Origin of the sequence: Ruminococcus flavefaciens (assembly GCF_900116855.1) — a bacterium.
GTDB lineage: Bacteria > Bacillota > Clostridia > Oscillospirales > Ruminococcaceae > Ruminococcus > Ruminococcus flavefaciens_R.
This window is the reverse complement of the sequence record NZ_UETD01000010.1, coordinates 178,222-205,062: the sequence shown is the minus strand read 5'-3', so window position 1 is coordinate 205,062 and position 26,841 is coordinate 178,222. Positions and strand designations below refer to the sequence as shown.

The following is a 26,841-nucleotide window of genomic DNA, read 5'->3' as shown; positions in this document are numbered from 1 at the left end:
GACGCCCTCACTTGCAGGGCGTCCCCTCTCAAAAAACAGTCCACCGGACTGTTTTTTGATTCACCCCTTGCGGAGCGCTTTGTTTTATTTCGTCGCCTTAAAAGCTGAAAGCGACGACCAAAGGCGCTGCCTCTGGACTCCGCCAAAGGAACACAGTCCCTTTGGAATCCCTTACATAGGCTCGGCGTACTTATTGCGCTGTAAGCGATGTACAAATATCATTTTTGATATTATTAAGCGAGTTTACGAGCGACAACGTGGCAAGCGGTCGAGCTGGCTCAGCTCGAAATTATGATTTATCGAAATAAACACAAAGCCCCTGAACGCGACAAGACGCTCAGGGGCAGAACTTCCGTATTATTCGTCCTCGTCTTCATCGTAGAAGACGTTGTAATTCACAGCACGGTGACTGTATGTGCTGAGCACCAGTCCTATGATACCGTACATACTTATCATAGCCGTACCGCCTGCACTGAGGAACGGCAGCGGAACACCGATAACGGGAGCAACTTTCAGTACCATGCCTATATTCATGATACAGTGGGAAAGGATAAGTCCGAATGCACCCATGCAGATGAACTTGCCGAGATGATCGCGGCAGACACGGCTGTCACCGAATATCTTCAGGCAGATATAAGCCAGTATGATTATGAGTCCGATGGAGCCCACAAAGCCGAATACCTGTCCTGCGTAGGTGAAGATGAAGTCGTTGTGTATCTCGGGAACGGTGATGTAGTCATCGGGCTTGCCGAAAAGTCCCTTTCCGAAGACTCCGCCCGACTTCAGCGCCGCCAGACCGAGGTCCTGCTGGTACTCGATGTACTCGGGGTCTGTACCCGGGTGGAAAAGTATGAGGATACGCTTCTTGTGGAACTCACTCAGCATAAAGAACCACATTGCCGCAACTCCTGCCGCAATGACAAAGGGGGCAGCCACAAGATACTTCCACGATATCTTAGCCGAGCAAATCATGAATGCGAAGATAGCCGCGAATACGATGGCTGTTCCGTAGTCGCCCTGCATTCCGACGATACCGAGAGGGATCATGCCGTGAATGATTATCAGCAGCATATGCAGGGGCTTGTTCATCTCCTCCTCGTCCCTTGATAGGTGGTAGGCAAAGGTGAGTATGAACGCCATTTTCAGCACCTCAGAGGGCTGGAACTGTATAAATCCCAGATTGAGCCAAGCCTGATCGTCCGCGCCCTCTCGCCGATATCCCAGCGAGGTAAAGGTCAGCGCCATCAGTCCAAGGGACAATGGCACGAATATGACCCACAGCTTTACCAGCTTTCGGTAGTCGATGAACGAGATTACGATCGCTGCCACTATTCCGACGCCCATTGAAAAAGCCTGTGTTTTCCAGTAGCTGGAGCCCACGGTCTCAAGTACCTTGTTATGGGTTATGGAGTATATCAGCAGCGTACTTATTGCAGCGCAGAGCGTGACCGCAAAGAGCAGTCCTGCGTCTATGCTGTGCTTGCCCGAGGGCAGTTTCTTAAATGCCGATTTCATTGTTTCTCCTTTTTTTATCTTTCTTTCGTTTTTGTTGTCTCATGGTGTATTTTTGTCAGGTAAGTCCGGAACGCCGCCCATACTAAGCACTAATCACTAAAAACTTATCACTGACCTCTCATTCCGTCCAGTATTTGCGGTCAAGGCTGCGGAACTGTGCGGCAGCTGCCACATGATTTTTCCTTATGACCTCGGAACCGTCTATGTCAGCGATGGTCCTTGCGACTTTGAGTATGCGGTCATAGGCTCTTGCACTGAGTCCCAGCCTGTCGAACACGTTCTTCATCAGCGTCTCCGCTGCGTCGTCCATGGGACAAAACTCCTGAAGCTTATCGGGAGTGATAAGGGCGTTGCAGGTTATGCCCGTGCCCTTAAAGCGCTCCTCCTGAATGGCTCGCGCCGCAACTACGCGCTTTCTTATCTCTGCGGAGCTCTCCTCCTTTGTCTTTGAGGAGAGGTCGCCGAACTCCACGGGAGCGACCTCTATATGGAGGTCAAAGCGGTCCAGCAGGGGGCCCGATATCTTTGAGAGATAGCCCGTGACCTTGTTCTTCGGGCATATGCACTTGCGCTTTGGGTGACCGTAATATCCGCAGGGACAGGGATTCATGGCGCCTATGAGCATTATGGTGCAGGGATAGGTCACCGTTCCCGAGGCTCTTGCGATAGTAACCTTTCTGTCCTCGAGCGGCTGTCGGAGTATCTCCAGCGTTTTGCGGTCAAACTCCGCAAGCTCGTCCAGAAACAGAAGTCCGTTGTGGGCGAGGGAGACCTCTCCCGGGTGTGGAACTGTTCCTCCGCCTGCAAGTCCAGCCGATGAAATGGTGTGGTGGGGCGAGCGGAATGGTCTTTTGGTTATTATGGGCATTTCGGGCGTAAGTAATCCCGAGATGGAATGTATTTTTGTGGTCTCGAGGGCTTCCTCGAATGTCAGGGGCGGGAGTATGGATGGCATACGCTTTGCAAGCATACTCTTTCCGCTTCCGGGAGAGCCTATGAGCAGGGCATTGTGACCGCCTGCCGCGGCTATCTCCAGAGCCTTTTTCGCGGACTGCTGTCCCCTTACGTCTGAAAAGTCAAGGGGCTCGTTGTATGCAGCCTCGGGCGGTATATAGTGAGGGCATGGCTGAAGCTTCTCCTCACCGCGGAAGTGCCTTATTAGCTCCTCGGCATTGTGAACAGCATAAATATCCACGCCGTCGATAACGGAAGCCTCCTTGGCATTTTCCGCAGGGACGAACACAGACTTTATGCCTATCTCCCTCGCCAGCATCACCATGGGCAGAACGCCGTTTATACGGCGGATATCGCCGTTGAGAGATATCTCGCCTATGAATGAGCAGCCGTCGGGCTCCTCGCTTATCATTCTCATAGCGCGGAGTATAGCCATGAATATCGCCATATCGTGGACAGAGCCGCTCTTTTTCGTATCTGCGGGGGCAAGGTTTATCATTACCGACGCCACAGGAAAGCTTATGCTGCATGAGCGCAGAGCTGCGCGGATACGTTCACGGCTCTCCTTTACGACAGTGTCGGGAAGTCCGACTATCTCAAAAACGGGATTGCCGCGGCTTATATCTATCTCCACATCAACGGGAAATGCGTTGAGTCCGAAAAGTCCGAGACTTGACACCTTTGCAAACATAGTTTTTCCCCCTTTATCTGAGCTTCAGCTCGCTGAAAAGCACCTTGCTCTCTTTTCCCGACTTTGAAACAAATCTGTCGGGAGCAGCCTTTTTCATGACCGGCTTTGATATATTGAGTTCGGGCATATCTCCCAGACCGCCCGAATCCGACTGCGCCTGCGAAAACGATTTTATACCGCCGCCCTGCTGCATATTTGCGGGCTGTGAGCCCTGACGCTGCTGCATCAGTCTCTGACGCACCAGCTCGTCGTAGTGGTCGCGGTAATAGCCGTCGGGACTGTTTTTCTTCCTGTCGTCGTACTCCGCAAGAGATACGCTGAATATAGGATAACCCTCAGTCTTTCTGAGCTGCTTGAAATCTATATATCCCTTCAGTATACCGAAGCTGTACAGTGTTCCTGCAAGTCCGATAATGAAAGTGAATGCGTCAAATATGCTGAGATGGATGAATATTGAGCACACCAGCATAGCCATATAGGCAAAGCACAGCAAAACATCGAATATTTTGCGCTCTGTGCAGCCCAAAGCTGCAAAAACGATGAGCAGCAGGGATATCAACGCCTGTGTTATGCAAAATCCGCCGCCCATGCCAAACTCGATATCTTTCATGGTGAACATCATGGGCAGCCACCCCACAACGTGGAGAGGTGCGCCTAAAAGAGACACCGCTGCCATCAGAACAGAGGCACCTATGGTAAACTTCAGTATCCTTGTGCTGATCTGGTTTATCTCCTCAAGTCTTCCGCGGCAAATAGGATAATGCAGATGGTCGGGCTTTTCAATAAGCTCGGGATTGTTCTTGAATATCATAACTTTCTCCGCCATTAATTGATAATCTATATTATTATACCACTTTTTTCGCCCGATGTAAAGAGTGATAAGCGGCAAGTTTGCAGTAGACGCCCGTTCAGAAAGCACATTGACGGCAGGGCAGCAAAAAGCCGCCCTTACGGACGGCTCTGTATTACTTTCTTCTGGTACCGTTCTTTCTGTCGGTACTGCGCTTGAGGTCGCACATACGCTCCTCGCTGGTCTGCTTGAAGCGTGACATCATATCCTCAAAGGTCATTTCCGACTGAGGTATCTGCTTCTTGGGCTCCCAGATATTGGGCTTGCTGCGGCGTTCACTGCGGTCGCCGCCCTTATCGCCGCGATCTCCTCTCTCAGCACCCCTGTCGCCTCTGTCTGCACTGCGGTCGCCTCTTTCGCCCCTGTCGCCGCCCTTATCGAAGCTGCGGTCGGGTCTGCCCTGACCCTTGTCAAAGCGTCTCTGACGGGGCTGTGAGTCACCGTTGTCCGACACCTTCTTGATGGAAAGGCTGACCTTTCCCTGCTCGTTGATGCCGATGACCTTTACCTGCACCTCCTGCTCCTCAGTAAGGTGCTCACGGATATCGCTTACATATGTATTGGCTATCTCGGAAATATGCACCATTCCCGTGCCTCCGCCGTCAATATCGACGAATGCTCCGTACTGTGTTATTCCCTTGACCTTGCCATTGTAGATCTTACCTATTTCCAGCTGCATACTTATTTATAACTCCTTTTTATGGTCCCTTCTCCGCGGAACCTATTAATCCCTTGTAGTGTCGTAGAATCTGCGCTCGTCGGGATAGGCATAGCCTCTCTCTTCAAGTGCGACCTTTTCCATATAGGCATTGAGGTCATCACTGTCAAGGACACGCTGCAGCTCGGCATTTTCGGTCTCGTATGAATCTATTTTAGTCTGTATGAGCTCCATCTGCTCCTCTTTTTCGGCGCAGTCCCTGAGCGTGGTCGCGATAAGAACTCCGCAGCCGATGACTACTGCAACAGCCGCAAGCTTTACAAGTCCGCGATTGAACAGACCTTTTTTCTTCTGCTTTTCATGTCTCATTTTTTTCGACAACGCTTTTCACGTTCTTTCTCTTTTTATTTTCCATTTTATTATACAACAGATGCCGCCTGTTTAGCAATACTATTTTTATTTTTTTAAGTGGTTTAACAATAATTCGGTAAATTCCTACAAAAGCGGCTGTTGCTTTTGCACGAATAAGTATATAAACTCCTCGCAGCGGACGGAACACAACGCCTAAGACTGCTCCCGAAATGGTCAGAAGCTTGCGGAGAGTGCTCATGACAACGCTGCCCACGACAGCCATGTAGACCGCAAAGCCCAGAAGGTTCCCCAAGGCGTAATACAGCCTTGTCTCGCCCCTTGCAAAGACTGCGGAGAACACTGCGAACACAAGGGCGTAAAGACCCAGAAAGGCAAAGTCCTCCGCTGCCGTAAGGAAGCTGTTGTGGGGAAATATCAGGCGGAATGCGCGGAAAACGTCAAAGACTACGCCGAGAGCCACGCCTATAAGGCAGGAAATGCCAAAGAGCCGCAGCTCCTCGCTGACGGAGAGAAAGTTTTCAAGTCCTCTCATCGGAACAGCCTGCCCAGTGCGGAAAGGGGTCCCTTTCTGTCGCCGTCACCGTATACTATCGCCCATATTTCGCCTGTTATGGTCATGTCTCCCGTCTCGACGCTCATGGAGTCGATGTGGAGCTCCCTGCCCTGAACGGACAGCTCTCCCAGCTGAGTGTAGAGACTTATCTCCTTTTCATCGAAGCTGTCAACGTCGGTTATCCCCGATATTGTCAGGTTCTTGCGGTTCTCGAGTATAATGTTCTGATTTTTCGCAGCGGTCTTGTCCTGCATGGTCTTACCTCCGAATAACTTGATATTCAAGTATATTCGGCAGTAAAGTCCATTATTACAAACAGGCTTTACCGCTATTTATCCAGCAGTTCACAGCAGTAACCGTAAAGCTCATCATAACTCCTTTTCACGGTGGGCTCACTGGTATTGTATATGCCGCTGCCGTCGATCACTGGTATCATATCCTCAGATGGATAATAATAGCAGGTATCGCCGTCATAGGTACCGCAGCCGTAAACAACACTGTATTCATCTATAACGAAAAAGCAGTCCATATCTTCCGGGATTTCTGTATATCCGGTCAACCGCTCCATAAAAAGCTCCCTGTCCAGATCTGAAGGAATGTTGTGATCCATTGAGGCATCAGAGCTTATTACGAACGGTGCCGCCTCTGAGTTCCATTTACCCTGTTCATCCATTTCCACAATGGCAGTATTTATTGCTCTGACAATATTATCCAGCTGTTTCCCGCGTTCCTCATCCTCTCTTTCGAGCTTCTCGCTCTCAGTGGGGGCAACAGCCGCCTTCCAGCCGTCATCCTTAACATGGAACATGATCACAGTCTTTTCTTCGGTGTCTCCGTCAGCATTCTCCGCTTCATAGATAACGTAATATGCTTCTTCTATACCTGCTTCGTAGATCTCGGTCTCTGCCTCTATCTCGCCTATGGCATCAGCCAGCGAACCAAGGTCCACTTTTTCGGCTCCGCCGTTTCTTATTATATAATCTATCGCGCATTTCCTGCCGCCGAAAGCGTACTTCAGATCTTCCATATCATCTTCCCCAAGCGGCTCTGCACTGACTATTCTTTTGAAAGTAAACTTTTCGCCACTGTTTACGGTCTCGTAAAGATCACTCTGCATTGTATTTATTATATCATCTTCAGTCTGTCCTTCTTCTCTGACCAGAGCCCTTACCAGCACCATAATGTCTTTGGGGTTCTGCATCAGCAGAGTCTTTTGGCGATCGTTTTCTGCATAGGCGTCTGCGAATTCCTTCAGAGCTGTTTCATAATCTCCGTCTTCAGAAAGTTCTTCGGCTTCTGCCTTCTCCTCTGTAACATCGTCTGTTTTGTTGGCTGAAATGTTTTCCGACTTCTTCTGCTCGTTTTTCTGACAGCCCGCAAATGTACAGGCAGTCAGGGTAAATGCCAATAATCCTGCTATGATTTTTTTCATATTTTTTCCTCCGTTGTTATCGGCTTATTAATTCCTTGCAGTTGTTGTAAAGCTCCTCATATGTATAGCGTCCGTTTACATCATAGTCTATCATTTGGTATTCCTCTTTCTCATCAAAAACGTTAATGTCGCTGCCCCATACCAGATGGTTTTCATCATGAGCAGTAACCGCGAGAACTGCATCTGTTTCATGGAACAAAATGAACCAGTCTGTGGAGTATGGCATCATTACTGCATCTATTATTCTTTCGTAAAACCCTTCGACATCAAAGCTCTCGGGAACATTATAATTAAGGCTCTCATCCTTGCTTATGATATACCATGCATCTTCATACTTTCTGTAATCATCATCTTCTGAGTAAAAAACTACGCTTGCAATATCATTTGCCATTCTCCGCAGACTTCCTGCGTCATCCTCCAAGTACTCCTTATTGTTATCAAGGAATACCACTTCATTCACGCCCCAGTTACCGTCACCTACACGATAGATATGAGCATAGCCGTAGCTCTCCTCCGAGCCAAGAGTGTAGACAAAATCAAGGCTGTAGGCAGTGAGCCCCTCCACCTCTGTTACTTCCATTTTTTGACAATATTCAATGCGATCTTCAAAAAACTGATTGGGATCGGTGTTGTCGATACCGCCGTGCTCCTCAATATACTGCTCTATCCACTGACCTATCAGATATCCGCGTCTCTCCCGATATGTATCATCATCGGGTATCCTTTTGACGCTCTCGATGCTGACAAGCCTGCCGTCAAGATGATCTTCGAGCTCGGAGCTTTCATACCACTCCCCTTCGCCGACGAAATCGTAGATACTTTTCGTCCCGTTACGCTTTCCCTTTTCGCTCATCTTTTTGTCAAGCACCGCACTGTCATGACCGCTCAGCAATAATTCACCGCTCTTGTCTCTGTCATTCATGGCTTTGAAGAATTTCTCCAGTGTCAGCTTTACTGCGGATTCGTCGTCCATGTCTGCGGTCACATCGGGCAGCTCCCCGACAGTGGTCTCCTGCTGAGCAGCGGTGGTGGTGACTTCACTCACCGGCTGTGTATTATCTGTGCTGCTCTCGGTGCTTATCTGAGAGCTTTCAGCCTTATTTTCGCTGCTCGTATCATCTTTTTCACAGGCTGTGAGCAATGATAATGATGTGATGAATGCTGTAATAAGTATTGCCGTTTTTTTCATAAGATCCTCCTGTTATCCTCAGCCTATGTCCTCGCAGGCTTTATTGTATATCTCGTCATAGCTCATGCCCTCGTATGCGAAATCAACGTAGTCAGACGGCGGATAAGTGCCCACATTGTGTGGCTTTTCGGAGTCAAATACCGCTGTCTCCAGCGCATAGGCACCCTGCATCTTCACGAACCAGTCTCCTTCGTAATCACAGTAGTTCTTAATACGGCTGCGGAACAGATCAGCGTCAAAGTCCGCAGGCACATTGAAGTCTTTGCTGCTGTCGGAGGACACTATAAATTCATCACTGTCATTCTTGATGTGCCCTTCCTCGTCCAGCTCGATAAGGACGGTATTGGCAGCCTTGTATAAGCTGTCAGCCGCGGTATTGAGCCTTTTATCTTTGCCCCCTGAAAGTGTTCCGATAAGATCATTGGCAGATATTTTCCAGCTGCCGCCCCTGACACGGTAGACAATGGCGTTGCCGTCGCCGCTCCAGTCCCACTTTTCGTTCTCCAGACCGAAGGTGATATAATATGACTTGTCCAGCTCCACCTCTGCCGCCGCAGCTTCGAGATCATAATCCATTATTTCGTTTAACATAGCCTCGGCGTCAACGTCCTCAGCTCCGCCGTGGCTGTCTATATAGTCCAGACACAGGGTGATCATTGCAATTTCGGACCTGAGCTCAAAGGTCTCCTCTTCGGTAAGGGGTTCGGTCTTCTTTATTTCACCCGGCACAAGGGTGCCGTCCTTCTTGCCGAGGAACAGCGATTCCTGTGACTCCTTTATCATCTCCTCATCGGAGATACCGCCGTACTCGTTCTGCATGGTCTCCGATGAAGCCAGAAGCTTCATTACTTTCTCTGCGCCGTCGGGCATGGTGAGCTCAAAGGTCTTTTTGTAGTCCTCATTGTTGTAGGCGTCTATGAACTCCCTTAGTACCTTCTCATATCCCTCTGCGGAAGCTGATGGATCGTCCGATGAGGCTGTGGTCTTCTCCGCAGCTGTGGTATCCTGAGCGGTTGTCTTTTCCACGGTCGTATCCTGCTGAGCAGCTGTGGTCACCGCCTCAGAAGCCCCCCCTGTGCTCTTGTCGTTTTTCCTGTCCTTGCAGCCTGCAAATGCACTAAGTGCAATGGTAAGTGCTGCAATTCCTGCAATAGTCTTTTTCATATTTTTTCCTCCGTTATTATTGAGCTGTGAGTTTTACATCTGATAGTAACTCTTAACTGTAATAGTAGTCCAGCAGAAGCTCCACCACCATATCATAGGCTCTGATGCCGTCATCTCTGCCGTTCATTTTTATGTTAGTGTCTATGGCTGCCGTGGAAGCCTCGCTGACAGTCTCCGTGGAAATGACCTCCTTGGCGGCGTTGTCCTCCCAGTAATTCTCGGGCATGAACCTGAACCAGTCACGGAGGACTTCTTCGGAAATAGTTCCCGACAGTGCCATGGCGTCCTCCACCTCATTTTCCCACACCGCATTGTGAACGTACTCAAGGGCGTCCAGATAGCCTGCATACTGAAACTCCACATTGTCACTGCCTGTTGCCGCCACAAATGCAAGGAAGTTAGCCTCGTCCTCCTGAATGAAGCCCTTCAGGTGAGAGAGCTCGTGGCAGACCGTGGCAGGCAGATTTGCGCGCACCATGTCGTCGTTGTAGTTAGCCTCTATGGTGTAGGGCAGATATATGCCCGTAAGGTGGGACTGGCTCATGAAGTATGAGAACTGTATGGGCTTGGGGTCGGGATAAAAGCCGCGGAGCTGAGGATATTTCTCCCCTGCTTTTTTCATCGCCTTTTTCGCTTCCTCCTTGAAGTCGCAGGTGATGTCAAAGCAGCCCTTCTCGTCTCGGTGTACCTGCACTGCAAGCTCGTTGCACTTTTCTATGAGCATTCCGTAAAGCTCCGTTATCTCCTCGTCGGTATGGTCGGGAGCGTCGGGGAAATACTTCTCGGAAAGGGGCGTACACTGGTACATGATGAAACAGTTCATTGTCTCGGTGGTGGTTATGTAGCAGAGTATCCACAGGGCAAGTGTACACGCAAAGGCTGCTGTGGCACGGCGTTTGCCCTTTCTGAAAATAAGCAGTATCAGAAACAGCGGTATGCCCAATATAAACAGCGCCACCGCTGCTACCGTCAGCATCTCCCCCAGTGAAAAGGGCAGAAGTCCCGTAACAAAGGAGACCGCTGTGGATATAACGGGAAATATCTTCTCGGCATAAAAATCAGCAAACGGGCGGCTCAGACGCGCTATGACATTTAGCACAACCATTGCCGCTATAATGATGAGGGGAATGCTGTATCGCTTTTTCATGGTGTACCTCCGTAAAGATCATATACCTGATCAATGCCTGCTCAGCAACTAAAAATCGGCTTTATATAGCTTTTTAAAGCCGATTTTTAGTTGTCAAGGTGCAAGAAAAAATAATGATATTGATAATTTTTCCTGCACCTTGTTTTGCCCTTCAGGGCAAAATGAGCCTGACATAAAGAAATGTGACGCGCAAATCCCCAATATTATAAAGAATTTGCGCTCCCCGAACAAAGTTCGGGGGCAATAACCGCCGGGCAGCGGTTATTGGGGACACATTAATTATATCACGGAAGCCCGACTTTAGCAACTGCCATTTTTTACAGCGTTTTCAACGCTGTATTATCGGGCGGCGGAACGCCGCCCCTACATCAGGCTAACTGCTAATGGCTATGGGCTAACGGCTCAAATCAGAATTTAGCAAAGCTAAATTCTGATTAAGCTTTGCAGTCAAAAAAAGCCCCTGAGCGTTTTTGTAACACTCAGGGGTTAGATCTCTGTATTATTCCGCAGGTGCAGCTGTGGCGGTTGTCTCGGAAAGCGCTGTCCCGGAAGCCGCTTCCGATGTGGTCTCAGCTGTGGACTGCTCCACTGATATTTCCGCTGTCTTTACCTCGGTAAACTTCATAGTCAGCTTGTTGTTGGGCATCTCAAAGCCGCTGAGCAGCCCGTCTCCGTCAACGGTAAGCGTATAGTCGCCGCCGTCAAGGCTGCCGCTGATACTGAGAAGTCCGTCCTTTTCATCGCCGCTGAGCTCCTCTGCTGCCGCATTGCTGTCCACCGCGCTCATAAGATTCAGCATCATCGCCTTTACGGGTATCGCCGACTGGGGCACCGAAAAGCTCAGTCCCTTATAGGACGCCATGACGTTCCCCTCGCTGAATTCCAGCTTGACGCCGCTGAGAGTATTGGGCTCGGAAAACTCTATCTCCCATACCCCCTCGCCGTAGCGCACCAGCTTTCCCTCCGCTTCAAGGCGGTCGATAGTGATGCTCACCTCCGCGGAAAATGGCATTCCAAGGCAGTTTCTCCGTGAGATACTGCCGCCCTTTGTTACTGCACAGGCTGTCAGACATACAGCCGCTGCAATTGTGATAACGAATGTGAAGATCCTTTTCATGTTACCAGCTCCGATCATAGTAATGAAAGTAAATTTTCACATCCGACCTGCTCATACGGTCATATTCTGCTTCTTTTCCTTTAACAGCCTGAAGGCTTCGGGCAGGGCAGAGATGATATCTCTCGGCAGCATTGCCTCCATGCCCAGCTTCCTTGCAGCCGTATCGCCTGCAAGACCGTGCATATACACTCCTGCACAGGCTCCGTCAAAGATGCCGCAGCCCTGTGCCACAGCCGCTCCGATCATGCCTGCAAGCACATCGCCGCTGCCGCCTACGCTCATACCTGCGTTGCCTGTATGGTTCACGGCAGTTGACCTGCCCGAGGCGATAACTGTTCCTGCACCCTTGAGCACTACGGTTATGCCGTACTGCTCGGCGTACTTCTCGGCGGCGATAAGCCTGTTATCGGCTATCATCTTAACGTCGCAGCGAAGGAGCCGCGCCATTTCTCCCATGTGGGGAGTAATGATGATGTCCGAATTCTTCTTCATTAAAATATCTATGTCCTTTGCTATGCAGTTTATTCCATCTGCATCGATGATAACGGGGCATTTTGCCGTTTCGGTCACGAACTTCGTAAGCTCTATGGTGTCGGGAGTAACTCCCATGCCGCAGCCTATGACCACAGCATCAGCCTTTTCCATTGCCGCCGCAAGGGGCTCGCGGCTGCTGTCGTAGAGCATATATCCGTAATCGTCGCTGTCAAGCTCTATGAACGTTGCCTCGGGTGCGTGGATGGAAGCTGTGTCTATGCACTTTTCCACCGTGGCAAGACGGACAAGTCCTGCTCCGCTGCGGAGGGCACCCAGTGTGGCAAAGGCTGCCGCGCCGCGCATGGAGGAGCTGCCTGCGATAACGAGGACTGTTCCGAAGTCTCCCTTGTGAGAGTCCCTCTCCCGCTTGGGCGGATATGCCGCAAGAAAATTGCGCTCGATACGGTGATATTCACGCTCACCGCCGTCAAAGAGCTGCTTCAGTGCTCCCTTGGGTATGCCTATATCCGCAACGGTTATCCTGCCGCAGTACTTCTTCAGCGGAAACTGTGACATACCTGTTTTTAGATAGCCGAATGTGAGGGTCTCGTCTGCCTTGAATATACCTGCGGACACCGTTCCCTCGGAGCTGTTTCCGCCGCTGGGGATATCAACTGCTATACGGTAGGCTCCCGAGCCTATGCCGAATATGCCCATTGTGTCCTTGTCAAGCTCGCCGTGGAAGCCTGTTCCGAAAACGCCGTCCACAAGCACCTGTGCGCCCACTACAGCACCCTTGATGAGTCCCATGCGCTTTTTCTCTGCGTGGAGCAGGTCATCGAGAGGATTTCTGCCGTGCTCCTCATCGGCAGCGTCTGCACTTCTGGGCTGTATGGTCATATAGTCCAGCTCCGCAGCCTCTATCGCCGCTTCAACATTACCGCTGCGGAAGCCCTCTATAAAGGTTATCCTGTCACGGGGGAGAATGCTGAGCATTTCCTGCGCGAGGAGAGTTTTCGGCAGTCCGCCTATGTGGATAACAGTTATCCTGTAGCCCTTATAGAGCAGTATATCCGCAGCCGCATAGCAGTCGCCGCCGTTGTTGCCCGTACCTGCAAGGAATACCACCGAGGAGTCCTCGGGTCGGAGCTTCGCTTCATTGCGGCAGTAGCCGTCTATAAGCTCCGCAAGCTTCCTGCCTGCGTTTTCCATGAGCTGCCTCTTTGATACTCCCAGCTTTTCGGAAATATCCTCCAGCTTTCCCATCTGCTTTGGTGTAACTATCTGCATATATATACCTCCTTACAGTATTATCCGAGCAATATCCTCCCTGCGGAAGAGCTGCTGTTACGACCTGTGTCTCAGCTTTGCGGGAAGGAATTTCTGTATATTTTCAAGCATACGCTCATTTGGTGCGAAGATGAGTCTTGCGCTGCCCACGGTCTCGTCGTTGAAGTCGGCGTAATATTCGTGGGAAGCTATATTGTCAGTCGCCATTATAACGGTCATGTCCTCGCTCTCCTCCATGCCGTCCTCATACTTTCCGAAGGCGGTGAACTCCCTTGCGTTGGTGGATACCATCTCGCGGCGCTTCTTCTTTGCGATTATCTTGTCCACATCAAGGTCGCCGTTGGTAAAGGTGTACTCGTACTCCACAAAGGTGTTCTGCACGATGTGGAAGGTGCCGTAGCCTGCGGCAGCTGCAAGAGCAAAGCCGAGAAGGGCGATAAGGGGAGTCCTGAGCTGGAGCACTGCAAGAGCTGCAAGGGCAAGGGAAAAGAGTATGCCCACTATTACCATGAGGACTCGCCTTGTCTTGTCCGCAGAGGTCTCATTCTTCTTTACAAGCTGTTCTGCAAAATTATCCATTATTATATCTCCGTTTCTTTAATCAGATACATATATAATAACACAATTTTCGTCAGATTGCAATAAATCACGGCAAAAAATTAATTTCTGTAGTATTATTTCACAACACAGACGCGGCAGCGAAAAAAATTTCCGAAAAAGGCTTGATTTTTTCGTTTTTCGCGTATATAATAGGTTTATAACCCGATGACTGAGAGAGTAAGGATGCGGAGTTTCTTCAGAGAGGGGCGGATAGGTGCAAGCGCCCTGTTATGATACATCCCGAAGTTCACTCACGAGGGGCGGTGCGGAAGCGCCTGCATTCTGTGCGGTGCGTGGTAGGCTGCCGACGTAGGTCTGCGTTAGAGACAAGAGAGTGTCGGCTCTCCTGACAATGGGTGGTATAAAAGCAAGAGCAGTCTTGTCCTGTTGGACAGGGCTTTTTTTAATTCATAATGCAGAATTCATAATTCATAATTATATGGACTGTTCTGTTATTATGAGATATTCAAAAGCATTCAGCACTGACGGTCACGGAATACCTTCCTTATGATCGTCCGCGCAGCGGACACCGCAATTATGCATTATGCATTAAGAATTACGCATTAATTTTATGAGGTGAAAAGAATGAAAGAACAGCTTGAAAAGATCGAAGCGCTGGCTAAGCAGGAGCTCGCTTCCTGCACAGAGATCAAGGCGCTGGACGACCTGAGGATAAAATTCCTCGGAAAAAAAGGTGAGCTTACCGCTATTCTCAAGCAGATGGGAAAGCTCTCAGCAGAAGAAAGACCCGTTATCGGTCAGCTTGCAAATAAGGTAAGAGCCGATATCGAGGAAGCTCTCGGCAGCAAGCTCGCTTCACTGAAGGCAGACGCTCAGGCTGCAAAGCTGGCTGAGGAGAAGATCGACATCACTCTCCCCGGCAAGCAGGCTCCCTTCGGAAAGCTCCACCCCCTTACCAAGGTGGAGAACGAGATCAGAGAAATATTCATCGGCATGGGCTTCAACATCGCTGACGGTCCCGAGATCGATGACGATTACCACGTTTTCGAGGCTCTGAACCTCCCTCCCGATCATCCTGCAAGAGATACTCAGGATACATTCTATATCGAGGGCACTAATGAGTCCGTTCTCCTCCGTACCCAGACCTCTTCCGTTCAGGTACACGTTATGGAGAACCAGAAGCCCCCTATCCGTATAATCTCACCCGGACGAGTTTTCCGTTCCGACGCCGTTGACGCTACTCACTCTCCCCTGTTCCACCAGATAGAGGGTCTCGTAGTTGACAAGGGCATCACAATGAGCGACCTCAAGGGCACTCTCGAAATGCTCATGAAGAAGCTCTACGGCAATGACTGCAAGCTCCGCTTCCGTCCCCACCACTTCCCATTCACCGAGCCCAGCTGTGAGGTAGACATCAGCTGCTTCAACTGCGGCGGAAAGGGCTGCTCCATGTGCAAGGACGAGGGCTATATCGAGCTCCTCGGCGCAGGCATGGTACACCCCAAGGTACTGGAGAACTGCGGCATAGACCCCGAGGAGTATTCGGGCTTTGCATTCGGTCTCGGTCTTGAGAGAATGGTAATGGGACGCTATGATATAAATGATCTCCGTCTCCTCTATGAGAATGACGTGAGGTTCCTCAGCCAGTTCTGATATGGACAGGAAGCAGATAGGTCAGTATTCTATATTGATCCTCCTGACCGTCGGCGGTGTGATAAAAATGTTGTGGTCTATGGAAAACGGCGAAAAGCTGGGCGCATTTATCATCATTTTATGTATATTTGCCGCAGTCGTTGCAGTGTTCTATGCTGTGAAGCTGGCGACAGGGAGCTCCTCCATGTGCAAAAAGCTGGGACTGAAAAATAAAAGCGAGCTCACTGCCTGGAAGAACAGCTGCCGTATAAGATACGAAGGCGCCATTTATGCCAATGAGGAATACACGCTGTTCATGCAGAAAGGCACAGTGTGGAGAACCAACGATATAATGTCCATGAGAGACTACACAGGTCAGAGAAGAACAGCAGGCTTTAACTATAATATAGACTTTACCCATGTTAACGGAAATCACGCCTATGTGATAATGTCCGACAAATTCGAGCGCGACAGGCTCCACGCCGAAATGGAGCAGTTCCTTGCAGAAGCAAAGGAGCGCTACAGAGGACGCTGATACAGCGTCAACGGAGTAAATTATACGAAAGGAAATCGATGATATGAATTTATCAATGAAATGGCTCGGCGACTATGTAAAAGCCGATATGCCTATAAAGGATTTCTGCCATGCCCTCACAATGAGCGGCTCTAAGGTAGAATGCTATGAAAAAGAGGGAAGCAGTATCTCCAACGTGGTAGTTGGAAAGATACTCTCAAAGGGACCTCACGAAAATGCCGACGCCCTGTTCGTTTGTCAGGTGGACATCGGCGCAGAGGCTCCCATACAGATAGTTACCAACGCCAAGAACGTCAAGGAGGGCGACCTCGTCCCCGTTGCTCTTGACGGAGCTGTGCTCCCCGAGGGCAAGATAAAGAAGTGCAAGATGCGCGGAGTTGAGAGCTTCGGTATGTTCTGCGGTCTTGACACTCTCGGTCTCACCGCTCACGACTTCCCCTATGCTGACCCCGAGGGCGTTTTCGTCATCGAGGAGGACTGCAAGCCGGGCGATGATATACACACCGCTATCGGTCTGGACGATACATCAGTTGAGTTCGAGATAACCTCAAACCGTCCCGACTGTCTCAGCGTTATCGGTCTTGCAAGAGAGACTGCCGCTACCTACGGCACCGAGCTGAAGGTGAAGGCTCCCGAATTCAAGGGTGTTGACGGCGATATCAACTCCATGCTCAAAGTCGATATCCACAACACAGAGAAGTGCCAGAGATACTGCGCAGGTATCGTAAAGAACGTAAAGATAGGTCCCTCACCCAGATGGATGAGAGAGCGTCTCCGTGCAAGCGGCGTTCGTCCCATCAACAACTTCGTTGATATCACTAACTACGTTATGCTGGAATACGGTCAGCCTATGCACGCATTCGACCTCCGCTACGTTGAGGGCGCACACATCAACGTCCGCAATGCCAAGAACGGCGAGAAGATAATGACTCTCGACGGCGTTGAGCGCGAGCTCACAGAGGATATGCTGGTGATCGCTGACGAGAAGAAGCCTGTTGCCGTTGCAGGTATCATGGGCGGCGAATACAGCGGTATCATGGACGATACTACAACTGTTGTATTCGAGTCCGCTTACTTCGAGCCCACTCAGGTAAGACGCACCTCAAAGGCTCTCAAGCTGAAGTCAGACGCTTCCTCACGCTATGAAAAGGGCGTTGACAGACTCATCTCCATGACCTGCTTAAAGCGTGCCTTTGAGCTGGTAGAGGAGCTGGGCGCAGGCGAGGTCCTCAATACCGTTATCGACTGCGACTACACAGACAAGACTCCCGCATCAGTTGAGTTCAGCGCAGACTGGATAAACAATTTCCTCGGCACAGATATCTCCGAGGCTGACATGATAAAGTACCTTGAGCGCCTTGAATTCAAGGTTGAGAACGGCAAGGTCATCGCTCCCTCATTCCGTATAGACATCGGCTGCAAGGCTGATATCGCAGAGGAAGTTGCCCGTATCTACGGCTACAACAACATCCCCTCAACAGACTTCCGCGGCGTTGCAAGAGCAGAGTTCACAGAGGAGCAGAAGTTCGTGCGCACACTGAGAAATGCTGCATCCGCGCTGGGCGGCTACGAAATAGCTACCTACTCATTCGTTTCTCCCAAGTACTTCGACAAGATAAAGCTGCCTGCTGACAGCAAGCTCCGCAAGGTGGTAAGGATAGTAAATCCTCTCGGCGAGGACACCAGCGTTATGAGAACATCTACTATCCCCTCTATGCTGGACGTTCTTTCCTTCAACTACAACAACCGCAACGACAAGGCTTGTCTCTATGAGATTTCCAAGGAGTACCTGCCTGCTGAGGAGGAAAAGCCCTTCATCAACGGCGATACCCTCGCTAACAGCGGCAAGCAGAAGCATATGTACAAGTACTCTCTCCCCGATGAGCCCCAGAGACTTACCATCGGTATGTACGGCGGCGACGCTGACTTCTATACCCTCAAGGGCATGGTGGAGCAGATACTTGCCGAGCTGAAAATAGAGGACGTTGAGTACCTCCGCGCAGGCGACTGCGATGTATTCGATGAGAAGTACGCTCTCCACCCCGGCAGAAGCGCTGTTATCATCAAGGACGGCAAGCACCTCGGAATCATGGGCGAGGTTCACCCCGATGTTCAGGAGACCTATGAGATAGGCGTCAAGACCTATGTTGCAAAGCTCAATATCCCCGAGCTCATGGAAGCTGCCGCAGACAAGATAACCTATCAGCCTCTGCCCAAGTTCCCTGCAACTACCCGTGACCTCAGTCTCCTTGTTGACGAGGATATGCCTGTTGCAGAGCTTGAAAAGGCTATCAAGGGCGCTGTGGGCAAGATACTCGAAAAGGTATCGCTCTTCGATGTTTACCGCAGCGACGAGATGAAGAAGAACGGCAAGAAGAGTATCGCTTACTCGATCTCTATGCGCTCACATGAGGGTACTCTCACAGACGAGCAGGCAGACGGCGCTATGAAGCGCGTCCTGAAGGCTCTCAGCGCTATCGGAGCAGAATTAAGAGCCTAAAGCTGTTAGCCTTTAGCCATTAGCTTGTTGGGGCGGATATTATCCGCCCGCAAATACGAATATAACAAACGAGCCCGAAAGATCAATTCTTTCGGGCTTGCTGTTTATGTAAATCATAATTTAGCGCGTATGCGCTAAGTTGATAGTTGAAAGTTGAGAGTTGAGAGTTAATGTGTTCGCTTCGCTCACAATATTTAAATATTGTCGCCGCAGGCGACTCCACAACTTTCAACTCTAAACTCTCAACTCTAAACTTAAATCAAAATTTAGCTTTGCTAAATTTTGATTTATACTATCAGAGCAGTGTTATGCCGTTTGCGGCACACTTCTCTATCATCTCATCTGACCAGATGGAGGACTGTACCTCGCCGATATGCGCCTTTTCAAGAAGGAGCATACACAGTCTTGACTGTCCGATACCGCCGCCGATAGTCAGGGGAAGTGTTCCGTCGGCTATCATCTGGTGGTACTTGTACTGCATCCTGTCCTCTGCTCCGCACTCGGCAAGCTGCTTTTTCAGCGACTCTGCGTCAACTCTGATACCCATGGAGGATATCTCCAGAGAATCATCGAGGACCTCGTCCCAGAACAGGATATCACCGTTCAGTGACCAGTCATCGTAGTCGGGAGCTCTGCCGTCGTGCTTCTCGCCGCTGGAGAGCTTTCCGCCGATACCCATAAGGAATACGGTGCCATGCTCCTTGGTGATAAGGCGCTCGCGCTCGTGGCCTGTCTTATCGGGATATCTGTCCTCAAGCTCCTGAGTGGTGATAAAGTAGGGCTCCTCGCAGATCTTGCCTGCTATCTGAGGATAGCGGAGACTCACCTTTCGCTTGGTGTAGGCTATTGCCTTTACCACTGACTTTACAGTGTCCTTCAGGAACTGAATATTTCTCTGGTCGGCAGTTATTACCTTTTCCCAGTCCCACTGATCAACGAAGATCGAATGGGTATTGTCTGTATCATCGTCGCGGCGGATAGCGTTCATATCGGTGTAGATGCCCTCGCCTGCGGAATAGCCGTAGCGATAGAGCGCCATACGCTTCCACTTGGCAAGAGACTGAACGACCTCTGCCTCTGCGTCGATCTCCTTGATGTCAAAGTCCACCTTGCGCTCAACGCCGTTCAAGTCGTCGTTGATACCGCTTCCCTTCTTAACGATGAGGGGAGCCGATACTCTGTCCAGTGTCAGGGCAAACGAGAGCGCCTGCTGGAAGATGTCCTTTATGTACTTGATTGCGTGCTGAGTTTCTCTCAGCGTAAGGGCTGATTTGTAGCCCTCGGGGATATACAGCGATCTTGACATAATAATCACTTTCCTTTTCTTGATATTTTAACGGCAATCGGCGCCATTGACGACTGCCGTGCTGTACTTTAATAATCGTTATCGCATTTAATGCCCGCCTCTGATGCGTACTTTTTCGCGTATGAGCCGTTGGGAGCGTGTATAGTGATCCCGTCTATCGCCCAGAATACAGAGTCGCCCATTTTATTTAGGCTCTGTGGAAGAAAGGCGTCCTCAAGCGCTGCGCAGCTCCAGAATGTGCTGCCTGCAATGGCTTCAAGACCTTCCTCTGCACGAACCGACTTCAGGGAAGCACAGCTCCAGAATGCGCACTGTCTTATGATCTTTACCGAGGACGGGATATACAATGTCTCGATATCATCGTTGCTCCAGCAAGCCATTTCCGCGATCTCTGTGACGCTGTCGGGGATGACTACATCGTGCTCCTTGCCTACATAGTCGTACATTATACCGTCCTCTATAATGAAGCCGTCTGCGTCAGGGGCGATGCTTCTCTTCTTGTCATCGATCTCCATTGTTCTTTCCGCGGACACATATCCTGTATCAAACTGATACTCGGCATCGTTCTCCTCATCATCGTAGGAGTCCTCGTCATCATCATCGTAGGACTCATCATCATATTCGTCCTCATCGTCATCGGTGAGTCCGTATTCCGATAAAACGTCTTCGGAGGTCGTTTTTGCATCTGTTATCTTTTCTGTGACAGACTCTGCCTTGTCTTTGTTCTTTTTCGCAGGTGAGGCGGACTGTCCGCAGCCTGCTGTAAGTACAAGTGAAGCGATGACTGCTGTGAATATTGCTTTTTTCATATCATTTTCCTTGCTGCTGTTTATATTGTTATCTTATTGAACCTACTGTTCTGGGGAAGAGGATAACGTCACGGATGTTTGCCATGCCTGTTGTATACATGATGAGTCTCTCAAAGCCCAGACCGAAGCCGCCGTGAGGAACTGTACCGAACTTGCGGAGGTCGAGGTAGTCGCTGTACAGATCAAGGTTCATGTTTCTCTTGTTCATTGCCTCGATGAGCTTGTCGTAGTCAGCCTCACGCTCGCTGCCGCCGATGATCTCGCCGACACCGGGCACAAGAAGGTCTACCGCAGCAACTGTCTTGCCGTCGGGATTGAGCTTCATGTAGAAGGACTTTATCTCCTTGGGATAGTCTGTTACGAATACAGCCTTCTTGAACACCTTCTCGGAGAGGTATCTCTCGTGCTCGGTCTGGAGGTCGCAGCCCCATTCTACGGGATATACAAAGTTCTCGCCCGAGTTCTTCAGAAGCTCGATAGCCTCTGTATATGTTACTCTGCCGAAGTCGTGGGAGATGAGCTCCTCAAGTCTTGCGCGGAGTCCCTTTTCAAAATGAGCGTCGAAGAATGCGATCTCGTCGGGGCACTTGTCAAGAAGTGTGCGGATAACGTGCTTGAGCATATCCTCAGCTATCTCGATAACATCGTCAAGCTCTGCGAAAGCTATCTCAGGCTCAACGTGCCAGAATTCTGCAAGGTGCTTGGGAGTGTTGGAGTTCTCTGCACGGAATGAGGGACCGAAGGTATAGATCTTGCCCATCGCTGTGGCAGCCATTTCACCCTCAAGCTGTCCCGATACGGAAAGACCTGCGCGCTTGCCGAAGAAATCGTTTGCGTAGTATTCTTCCTCGCTCTTGTAATCGTTGCTGTAACCGATGGTCGTTACCTGAAACATCTCGCCTGCGCCCTCACAGTCGCTGCCTGTGATAAGGGGAGTGTTTACATATATATAGTTATTGCTCTGGAAGTATTCATGGATAGCAGCTGCCAGTACGGAACGTACACGCCATACTGCGTTGAATGTGTTCGTTCTGCCTCTGAGGTGAGGTATGGTGCGGAGAAATTCAAGAGTATGTCCCTTCTTCTGGAGGGGATAGTCTGTGGGAGCATCGCCCAGTACGGTTATTCCCTCGGGAACTGCGTTTATCTCAACTGTGTTGTTTCTGCCCTCTACGGCTGTACCTGTTACCTTGAGAGCCATGCCTACTCTGGGCTCCTTGTAGTCGCCCTCGCCTTTTTCAACGACTACCTGCACGTTCTTCAGTGATGTACCGTCGTTGAGCTCTACGAATGCTACGCTCTTGGAGTTGCGTGAGGTGCGTACCCAGCCGCATACAGTTACCTGCTTGCCTACATATTCCTTTGCGGAGATTATCTCCTTGACATCGATGTGTTTCATAATGACCATACCTTTCATATTAATGTATCATGCAGGACGAGCAAAAATACAAAAAGCCCCGTCCTGAAACTACAGGACGGGGCATAATACCCGTGGTGCCACCTGAATTACCGCAAAAGCGATCACTTTTGAGCCGCTGTAACGTGCGGAATACGTCGCCCCTACTCGAAGTGCATTGAAAAACAGGAACTCACAGCGCTTATCACAAACGCGCCGCCCCGTCAAAAACCTGCCGTCCCTGTCACAGCCACGCTGTCTGCCCGAACCGCACTGCGCTGTCCTCATGAACTGCACTGTCCTCCTGAACTGCGCTGTCCGCCCGAACTGCTTTCACAAACAGCCACTGACGCCGCCTTACGGCAAGCCGCTGAACTCAGCACCCTTTGGGTTTGATGCTCGGGAGTGTTATTCACACAGACTCTGATATGCGGCTCTCACCTGCCCCGCACTCTCTGGGAACGATATTCTGCGCTACTTGTCTCCGTCTTCGCATTTAGTTTTTTGTATTATAACACTTTTGCAGGAATATGTCAAGTGGTAAGGTGAGAAAAATTTCACGTTTTTTCACAGGGCTTTCATTTTTCATGCCGATTTATCCACATTTCTTTGTACGCCAACACAAATCTTTCCGAGCGATTTCACATTTCAATACGATGTTTCACAAAAAAGGGGTGTATATTATAACCATAGAAACAAAACACTCCCAAATAAATACGAAAGGGTGCGTAATTATGATGAAAAACACTTGGAAAAGAACAATAGCTGGTCTTGCAGTGCTTATAATGGCTCTCAGTGCATTCACAGGCTGCGGCGATAACAACAAAAAAGACAGCTCCGACTCGGAGAGCAGCTTCAAGGTTACAAGAGAAGCCGAGGAGCTCTCATCAAAGGCTGATAAGACCGATACGGAAACGACTTCCGAAAAGGCTTCAAAAACTTCATACAGCACAAATTCGGGCGGCGTTATCGACACGACAGATATGTTTACAGACCGCGACCTTGAACAGACTGCCGACCTGTCAGGGGCTAAGTCCCTGACTGTTGCCGACGGCAAGACCCTCGATATCACCGAGGAGGGCATCTACCTCATCAGCGGCAGCGCCAAGAACTGCACTATAAAGGTAGACACCGACAATACAGCAAAGGTACAGCTGGTGCTGGACGGCGTAAAGATAGAGAACGAGGACTTCCCCGCTATATATGTGGTTTCCGCAGATAAGGTCTTCGTGACTACCACCGACAGCGAGAGTATTCTCTCTGTCAGCGAGGAATTCACAGCCGACGGCGATACAAATACCGACGCTGTTATCTTCTCAAAGGACGACCTTGTGTTCAACGGTACGGGAACTCTGTCCGTATACTCCGCTTATGACAACGGTATCTCCTGCAAGGACGACCTGAAGTTCACGGGCGGCACATATAATATTACTGCTGCGGCAGACGCTGTTGAAGCTAACGACTCCATCGCTATCTGCGGCGGAAGCTTCACCATAAACACCAACAAGGACGGCTTCCACTGCGAAAACGATGAGGACGACACCCTCGGCTGCATCTACATCGCTGACGGCAGCTTTGATATAACCTCCGTAAGCGACGGCATACAGGGAACTACCTATGTACAGATAGACGGCGGCACCTTCGATATAACCTCTGCCGAGGGCATTGAGGCTACTTACGTTCAGATAAACGGCGGAGATATCACCATTGACGCTTCCGATGACGGCATAAATGCCACAAGCAAGAGCACAGCCTGCGATATCGTTGCAGAGTTCAACAGCGGCAATATCACCATCACTATGGGTCAGGGCGACACTGACGCTGTTGACGCTAACGGCAGCATCTATGTGAACGGCGGCACCCTCAACATCACCGCTCAGATGTCATCCTTCGACTACGACCGCACAGCTGAGTTCAACGGCGGCACTATCATCATCAACGGCACAGAGGTGTCCGAGATACCCCAGTCCATGATGGGCGGTCACGGTGGCGGATTTGGCGGTGGACGCGGAGACTTCGGCGGCGAATTTGGCGGTGAGGGCGGACTTACTCCTCCCGACGGCGACTTCACTCCCCCTGAGGGCGACTTCACTCCTCCTGAGGGCGGCTTCGGCGGTCACGGCGGCAGAGGCGGTCGTAACTACAGCGACAGCGGAATGTAAAAAAGTTCATTTCATATCCTTCTTCAGATAGAAAAACGGGAGCTTAAGGGGAGCCCCCTCTGGCGGATTCGCAGGTTACTAAATATGAGCCGTAAGTTTACGGCTCGGTAGCCCGCTTTTTCCGTTAAGGGGAGCAGCCTAAAAGCTCCCGTTTTTGTCGTTATATGAACAGTGTACTGAAGCCGTGCTCTCTTGCGTAGCGCTCGGCTTTTTTGCGGTTTATCTGTTTCAGTATCCTTATAGTCTGCTTGTGGCCTTTCTTTATGCTGTCGAGAGGGATATTCTCGTCATCAAACTCGATGATGTTGATGTTATAAAGTGTCTCACAGCCGCAGAAAGCGTCCTCCTTGATATCCTTTGTGTTCATGCTTATACGCAGATCTGTAAGGTTCTGGCAGCCGTAGAACGCCCAGTTGCCGATACTCTTGACGGTATTGGGTATGGTGATCTTCTCCAGCGATCTGCACCATGAGAAGGCACTTTCGCCGATGACTGCAACAGAATTTGAAATGATGATCTTCTTCAGGCTGTAACACTCGGAGAATGCGGCATTGCCGATAGCCTCAACAGAGCCCGAAATGACGATCCTTCTCAGCTTCTTGCAGGAGAAAAACATCAGATCGCTGATCCTCTGGAGATACGCAGGCAGAACTACGTTCTCAAGGCTGTTGCAGCGTCCGAAGGCTCCCTTTCCTATTCTCTTTACGGACTCGGGGAAGTTTACCTCTTTCAGACGCAGGCACTTCAGAAAAGCGTTCTCGCCGATGGCTTCAAGGTTCTTGGAGAAAACGACCTCCTGAAGATTAAAGCAGTGGCAGAATGCGAATTTATCTATGATACGCACACTGTCGGAGATGACGACCTTCTTGACGGTCTCGTTTCCGCGGAATGCGTACTTACCTATCACCTTTACCTTTTCGGGAATGACAATGGACTCGGTGGTCCCCACATACTTCACAAGGGTTCCGTTCTTGTCGATAGCCATGTTATTTTCATCGTCGATCTCGATATTCTCGTCGTTTACGAGGTCGCCGTATTTATCGTAGTTGTCGGGCTCGTCAAGCTTTGGAGTCTCGGGCTTCCTTTCCTCGGACTTTTCAGCCTTGGGAGTCTCGGGCTTCTTCTCCTCAGCCTTTTCGGCCTTTGGAGCCTCGGGCTTCTTCTCCTCAGCCTTCTCAGCCTTGGGAGCCTCGGGCTTCTTCTCCTCGGGCTTTTCAGTCTTTGGAGCCTCGGGCTTCTTTTCCTCAGCCTTCTCAGCCTTGGGAGCCTCGGGCTTCTTTTCCTCAGCCTTATGGGACTCGGGAGTCTTCTCCACCGCCTTGGGAGCTTCAGCCTTTTTCTCGGGCTTGCCCTCCTCGGCAGACTTGACCACTATCTCCTCCTCAAGACGCACCTTGTCGTTCTTTCCGCCCTGTGCCTTCTCAGGAGCCTTCTTGTCCTCCGCCTTCTTTTCGCCCAGCTTATCGAGCTTCACGGGAGCAGGAGTAGTGTCGGTCTTTTTTCTGCCGCTGAATATATCGTCCCTGCGGTCAGCCTTGAATTCTGCCTTTTCGGACTTGGGGATAGAATCGAGTATCTCCATTGCTATCTCTGCGCCGTCGTCAGTACGCACGGGCTTTTTGTCCTTTTTGTCGGCAGGCTTTTTTTCCTCTGCCTTGGGTGCAGCCTGTGCCTCGACGGGCTTTTTCTCCTCTGCCTTGGGAGCTGCCTTTGCCTCAACAGGTTTCTTTTCCTCTGCCTTGGGAGCTGTCTTTGCCTCAACAGGCTTCTTCTCCTCGTCCTTGGAAGCTGCCTGTGCCTCGACGGGCTTCTTCTCCTCTGCCTTGGGAGCTGCCTGTGCCTCGACGGGCTTCTTTTCCTCTGCCTTGGGAGCAGTCTTTGCCTCAACAGGCTTCTTCTCCTCTGCCTTGGGAGCTGCCTGTGCCTCGACGGGCTTCTTCTCCTCTGCCTTGGGAGCTGCCTGTGCCTCGACGGGCTTCTTCTCCTCTGCCTTGGGAGCAGTCTTTGCCTCAGCAGGCTTCTTCTCCTCTGCCTTGGGAGCAGTCTTTGCCTCGACAGGCTTCTTCTCCTCTGCCTTGGGAGCAGTCTTTGCCTCGACGGGCTTCTTCTCCTCGTCCTTGGAAGCTGCCTGTGCCTCAACAGGCTTCTTCTCCTCGACATCGGAGCTGCGGCGAGCCTTCACGGCTCTTACCTTTACTACCTTGCCCTTCCTCGGCGCTTTGCCCTGCACGGTACCCTCTTTGAGTTCCCCCGAACAGTAAGGACAAGTCTTATATGTATCAGCATCATAAAGATGCTTTTCGGGACACCTTGTCATTTTCATTTTGTTATCACTCCAACAGTATTTATCTGGATATTGTTTCTTACGGAAAATGAATTCAATACCATAATTATAGCATTTCATCGACGAAAAATCAATAAACTGAGCCGTTCAGCTCCGAAATTTGTGAAAAATAACAGGATAACTGATTTATATGGTCTGCAAATGCGGATTTTCCGCTTGCCAGATGGGTTCGATTTAGACAAAATGCACA

Annotated in this window: 22 protein-coding genes and 1 other annotated feature; of the genes, 4 read left to right on the top strand and 18 right to left on the bottom strand. The window is 50.4% G+C overall.

Translation table 11 applies throughout. The features are described from left to right. Window positions 1–357 precede the first annotated feature (357 nt). From DSZ37_RS12100 to DSZ37_RS12035, 14 genes are all read right to left on the bottom strand, one after another. Window positions 358–1,515, bottom strand: a complete 1,158-nt coding sequence (locus DSZ37_RS12100) for an FtsW/RodA/SpoVE family cell cycle protein (protein WP_109727151.1) — start codon at window positions 1,513–1,515, stop codon at window positions 358–360. 118 nt (window positions 1,516–1,633) lie between these two features. Continuing rightward, entirely contained in the window at window positions 1,634–3,160 is a 1,527-nt protein-coding gene (locus DSZ37_RS12095; RefSeq protein WP_109727150.1) for a YifB family Mg chelatase-like AAA ATPase, read from the bottom strand. A 13-nt stretch (window positions 3,161–3,173) separates the two neighbouring features. Beyond that, complete coding sequence (locus tag DSZ37_RS12090; RefSeq protein ID WP_109727149.1) at window positions 3,174–3,971, bottom strand: hypothetical protein; 798 nt, start codon at window positions 3,969–3,971, stop codon at window positions 3,174–3,176. A gap of 154 nt (window positions 3,972–4,125) precedes the next feature. Then, a complete protein-coding gene (locus tag DSZ37_RS12085; protein ID WP_109727148.1) occupies window positions 4,126–4,689 on the bottom strand; it encodes a S1 RNA-binding domain-containing protein in 564 nt (187 codons plus the stop codon). Between the two features lie 45 nt (window positions 4,690–4,734). After that, window positions 4,735–5,037, bottom strand: coding sequence for a hypothetical protein (locus DSZ37_RS12080; protein ID WP_109727147.1), 303 nt, complete (start codon window positions 5,035–5,037; stop codon window positions 4,735–4,737). Continuing rightward, on the bottom strand, window positions 5,027–5,572 hold the full coding sequence (yabQ, locus tag DSZ37_RS12075) for a spore cortex biosynthesis protein YabQ (protein ID WP_109727146.1): 546 nt from the start codon (window positions 5,570–5,572) through the stop codon (window positions 5,027–5,029). The genes DSZ37_RS12080 and yabQ overlap by 11 nt, the downstream gene beginning before the upstream one ends. Next, window positions 5,569–5,847, bottom strand: a complete 279-nt coding sequence (gene yabP / locus DSZ37_RS12070; protein ID WP_109727145.1) for a sporulation protein YabP — start codon at window positions 5,845–5,847, stop codon at window positions 5,569–5,571. The genes yabQ and yabP overlap by 4 nt, the downstream gene beginning before the upstream one ends. A 74-nt stretch (window positions 5,848–5,921) precedes the next feature. Further along, on the bottom strand, window positions 5,922–7,025 hold the full coding sequence (locus tag DSZ37_RS12065) for a hypothetical protein (protein ID WP_109727144.1): 1,104 nt from the start codon (window positions 7,023–7,025) through the stop codon (window positions 5,922–5,924). A 16-nt stretch (window positions 7,026–7,041) separates the two neighbouring features. Beyond that, entirely contained in the window at window positions 7,042–8,214 is a 1,173-nt protein-coding gene (locus tag DSZ37_RS12060; RefSeq protein WP_109727143.1) for a hypothetical protein, read from the bottom strand. An 18-nt stretch (window positions 8,215–8,232) separates the two neighbouring features. Continuing rightward, entirely contained in the window at window positions 8,233–9,378 is a 1,146-nt protein-coding gene (locus DSZ37_RS12055) for a hypothetical protein (RefSeq protein ID WP_109727142.1), read from the bottom strand. Between the two features lie 52 nt (window positions 9,379–9,430). Next, the gene (locus DSZ37_RS12050) at window positions 9,431–10,525 is read right to left on the bottom strand and encodes a DUF3810 domain-containing protein (protein ID WP_109727141.1); all 1,095 of its coding nucleotides are present in this window, start codon (window positions 10,523–10,525) and stop codon (window positions 9,431–9,433) included. Window positions 10,526–11,024: 499 nt separating this feature from the next. Further along, window positions 11,025–11,642 carry a hypothetical protein gene (locus DSZ37_RS12045; RefSeq protein ID WP_109727140.1) on the bottom strand — a complete coding sequence of 206 codons (618 nt, stop codon included), beginning with the start codon at window positions 11,640–11,642 and terminating at the stop codon, window positions 11,025–11,027. A 51-nt stretch (window positions 11,643–11,693) separates the two neighbouring features. After that, window positions 11,694–13,406 carry an NAD(P)H-hydrate dehydratase gene (locus DSZ37_RS12040; protein WP_109727139.1) on the bottom strand — a complete coding sequence of 571 codons (1,713 nt, stop codon included), beginning with the start codon at window positions 13,404–13,406 and terminating at the stop codon, window positions 11,694–11,696. A gap of 57 nt (window positions 13,407–13,463) precedes the next feature. Further along, a complete protein-coding gene (locus tag DSZ37_RS12035) occupies window positions 13,464–13,985 on the bottom strand; it encodes a hypothetical protein (protein WP_109727138.1) in 522 nt (173 codons plus the stop codon). Between the two features lie 606 nt (window positions 13,986–14,591). Here DSZ37_RS12035 and pheS point away from each other — a divergent pair. From pheS to pheT, 3 genes are read left to right on the top strand one after another with little or no spacing between them, the layout of a single operon-like run. After that, on the top strand, window positions 14,592–15,620 hold the full coding sequence (pheS, locus tag DSZ37_RS12030; RefSeq protein WP_109727137.1) for a phenylalanine--tRNA ligase subunit alpha: 1,029 nt from the start codon (window positions 14,592–14,594) through the stop codon (window positions 15,618–15,620). A gap of 1 nt (window position 15,621) precedes the next feature. Further along, window positions 15,622–16,134, top strand: coding sequence for a hypothetical protein (locus tag DSZ37_RS12025; protein ID WP_109727136.1), 513 nt, complete (start codon window positions 15,622–15,624; stop codon window positions 16,132–16,134). Window positions 16,135–16,177: 43 nt separating this feature from the next. Next, the gene (gene pheT, locus DSZ37_RS12020; RefSeq protein WP_109727135.1) at window positions 16,178–18,634 is read left to right on the top strand and encodes a phenylalanine--tRNA ligase subunit beta; all 2,457 of its coding nucleotides are present in this window, start codon (window positions 16,178–16,180) and stop codon (window positions 18,632–18,634) included. 295 nt (window positions 18,635–18,929) lie between these two features. Here the strand turns inward: pheT and asnA are convergent, their stop codons facing one another. The 3 genes from asnA to asnS all read right to left on the bottom strand — a co-directional run bounded on the left by asnA (window position 18,930) and on the right by asnS (window position 22,148). After that, window positions 18,930–19,940, bottom strand: coding sequence for an aspartate--ammonia ligase (gene asnA, locus DSZ37_RS12015; RefSeq protein ID WP_109727134.1), 1,011 nt, complete (start codon window positions 19,938–19,940; stop codon window positions 18,930–18,932). Between the two features lie 68 nt (window positions 19,941–20,008). Further along, on the bottom strand, window positions 20,009–20,749 hold the full coding sequence (locus tag DSZ37_RS12010) for a leucine-rich repeat protein (protein ID WP_109727133.1): 741 nt from the start codon (window positions 20,747–20,749) through the stop codon (window positions 20,009–20,011). Between the two features lie 28 nt (window positions 20,750–20,777). Beyond that, the gene (gene asnS, locus DSZ37_RS12005; RefSeq protein WP_109727156.1) at window positions 20,778–22,148 is read right to left on the bottom strand and encodes an asparagine--tRNA ligase; all 1,371 of its coding nucleotides are present in this window, start codon (window positions 22,146–22,148) and stop codon (window positions 20,778–20,780) included. A 69-nt stretch (window positions 22,149–22,217) separates the two neighbouring features. Next, window positions 22,218–22,645: a binding site (T-box leader), on the bottom strand. A 234-nt stretch (window positions 22,646–22,879) separates the two neighbouring features. Here asnS and DSZ37_RS12000 point away from each other — a divergent pair. Continuing rightward, window positions 22,880–24,307, top strand: coding sequence for a carbohydrate-binding domain-containing protein (locus tag DSZ37_RS12000; protein WP_242978622.1), 1,428 nt, complete (start codon window positions 22,880–22,882; stop codon window positions 24,305–24,307). Between the two features lie 160 nt (window positions 24,308–24,467). Here DSZ37_RS12000 and DSZ37_RS11995 read toward each other — a convergent pair whose 3' ends face one another. Beyond that, a complete protein-coding gene (locus tag DSZ37_RS11995; protein WP_109727132.1) occupies window positions 24,468–26,630 on the bottom strand; it encodes a leucine-rich repeat domain-containing protein in 2,163 nt (720 codons plus the stop codon). Window positions 26,631–26,841: the final 211 nt, after the last annotated feature.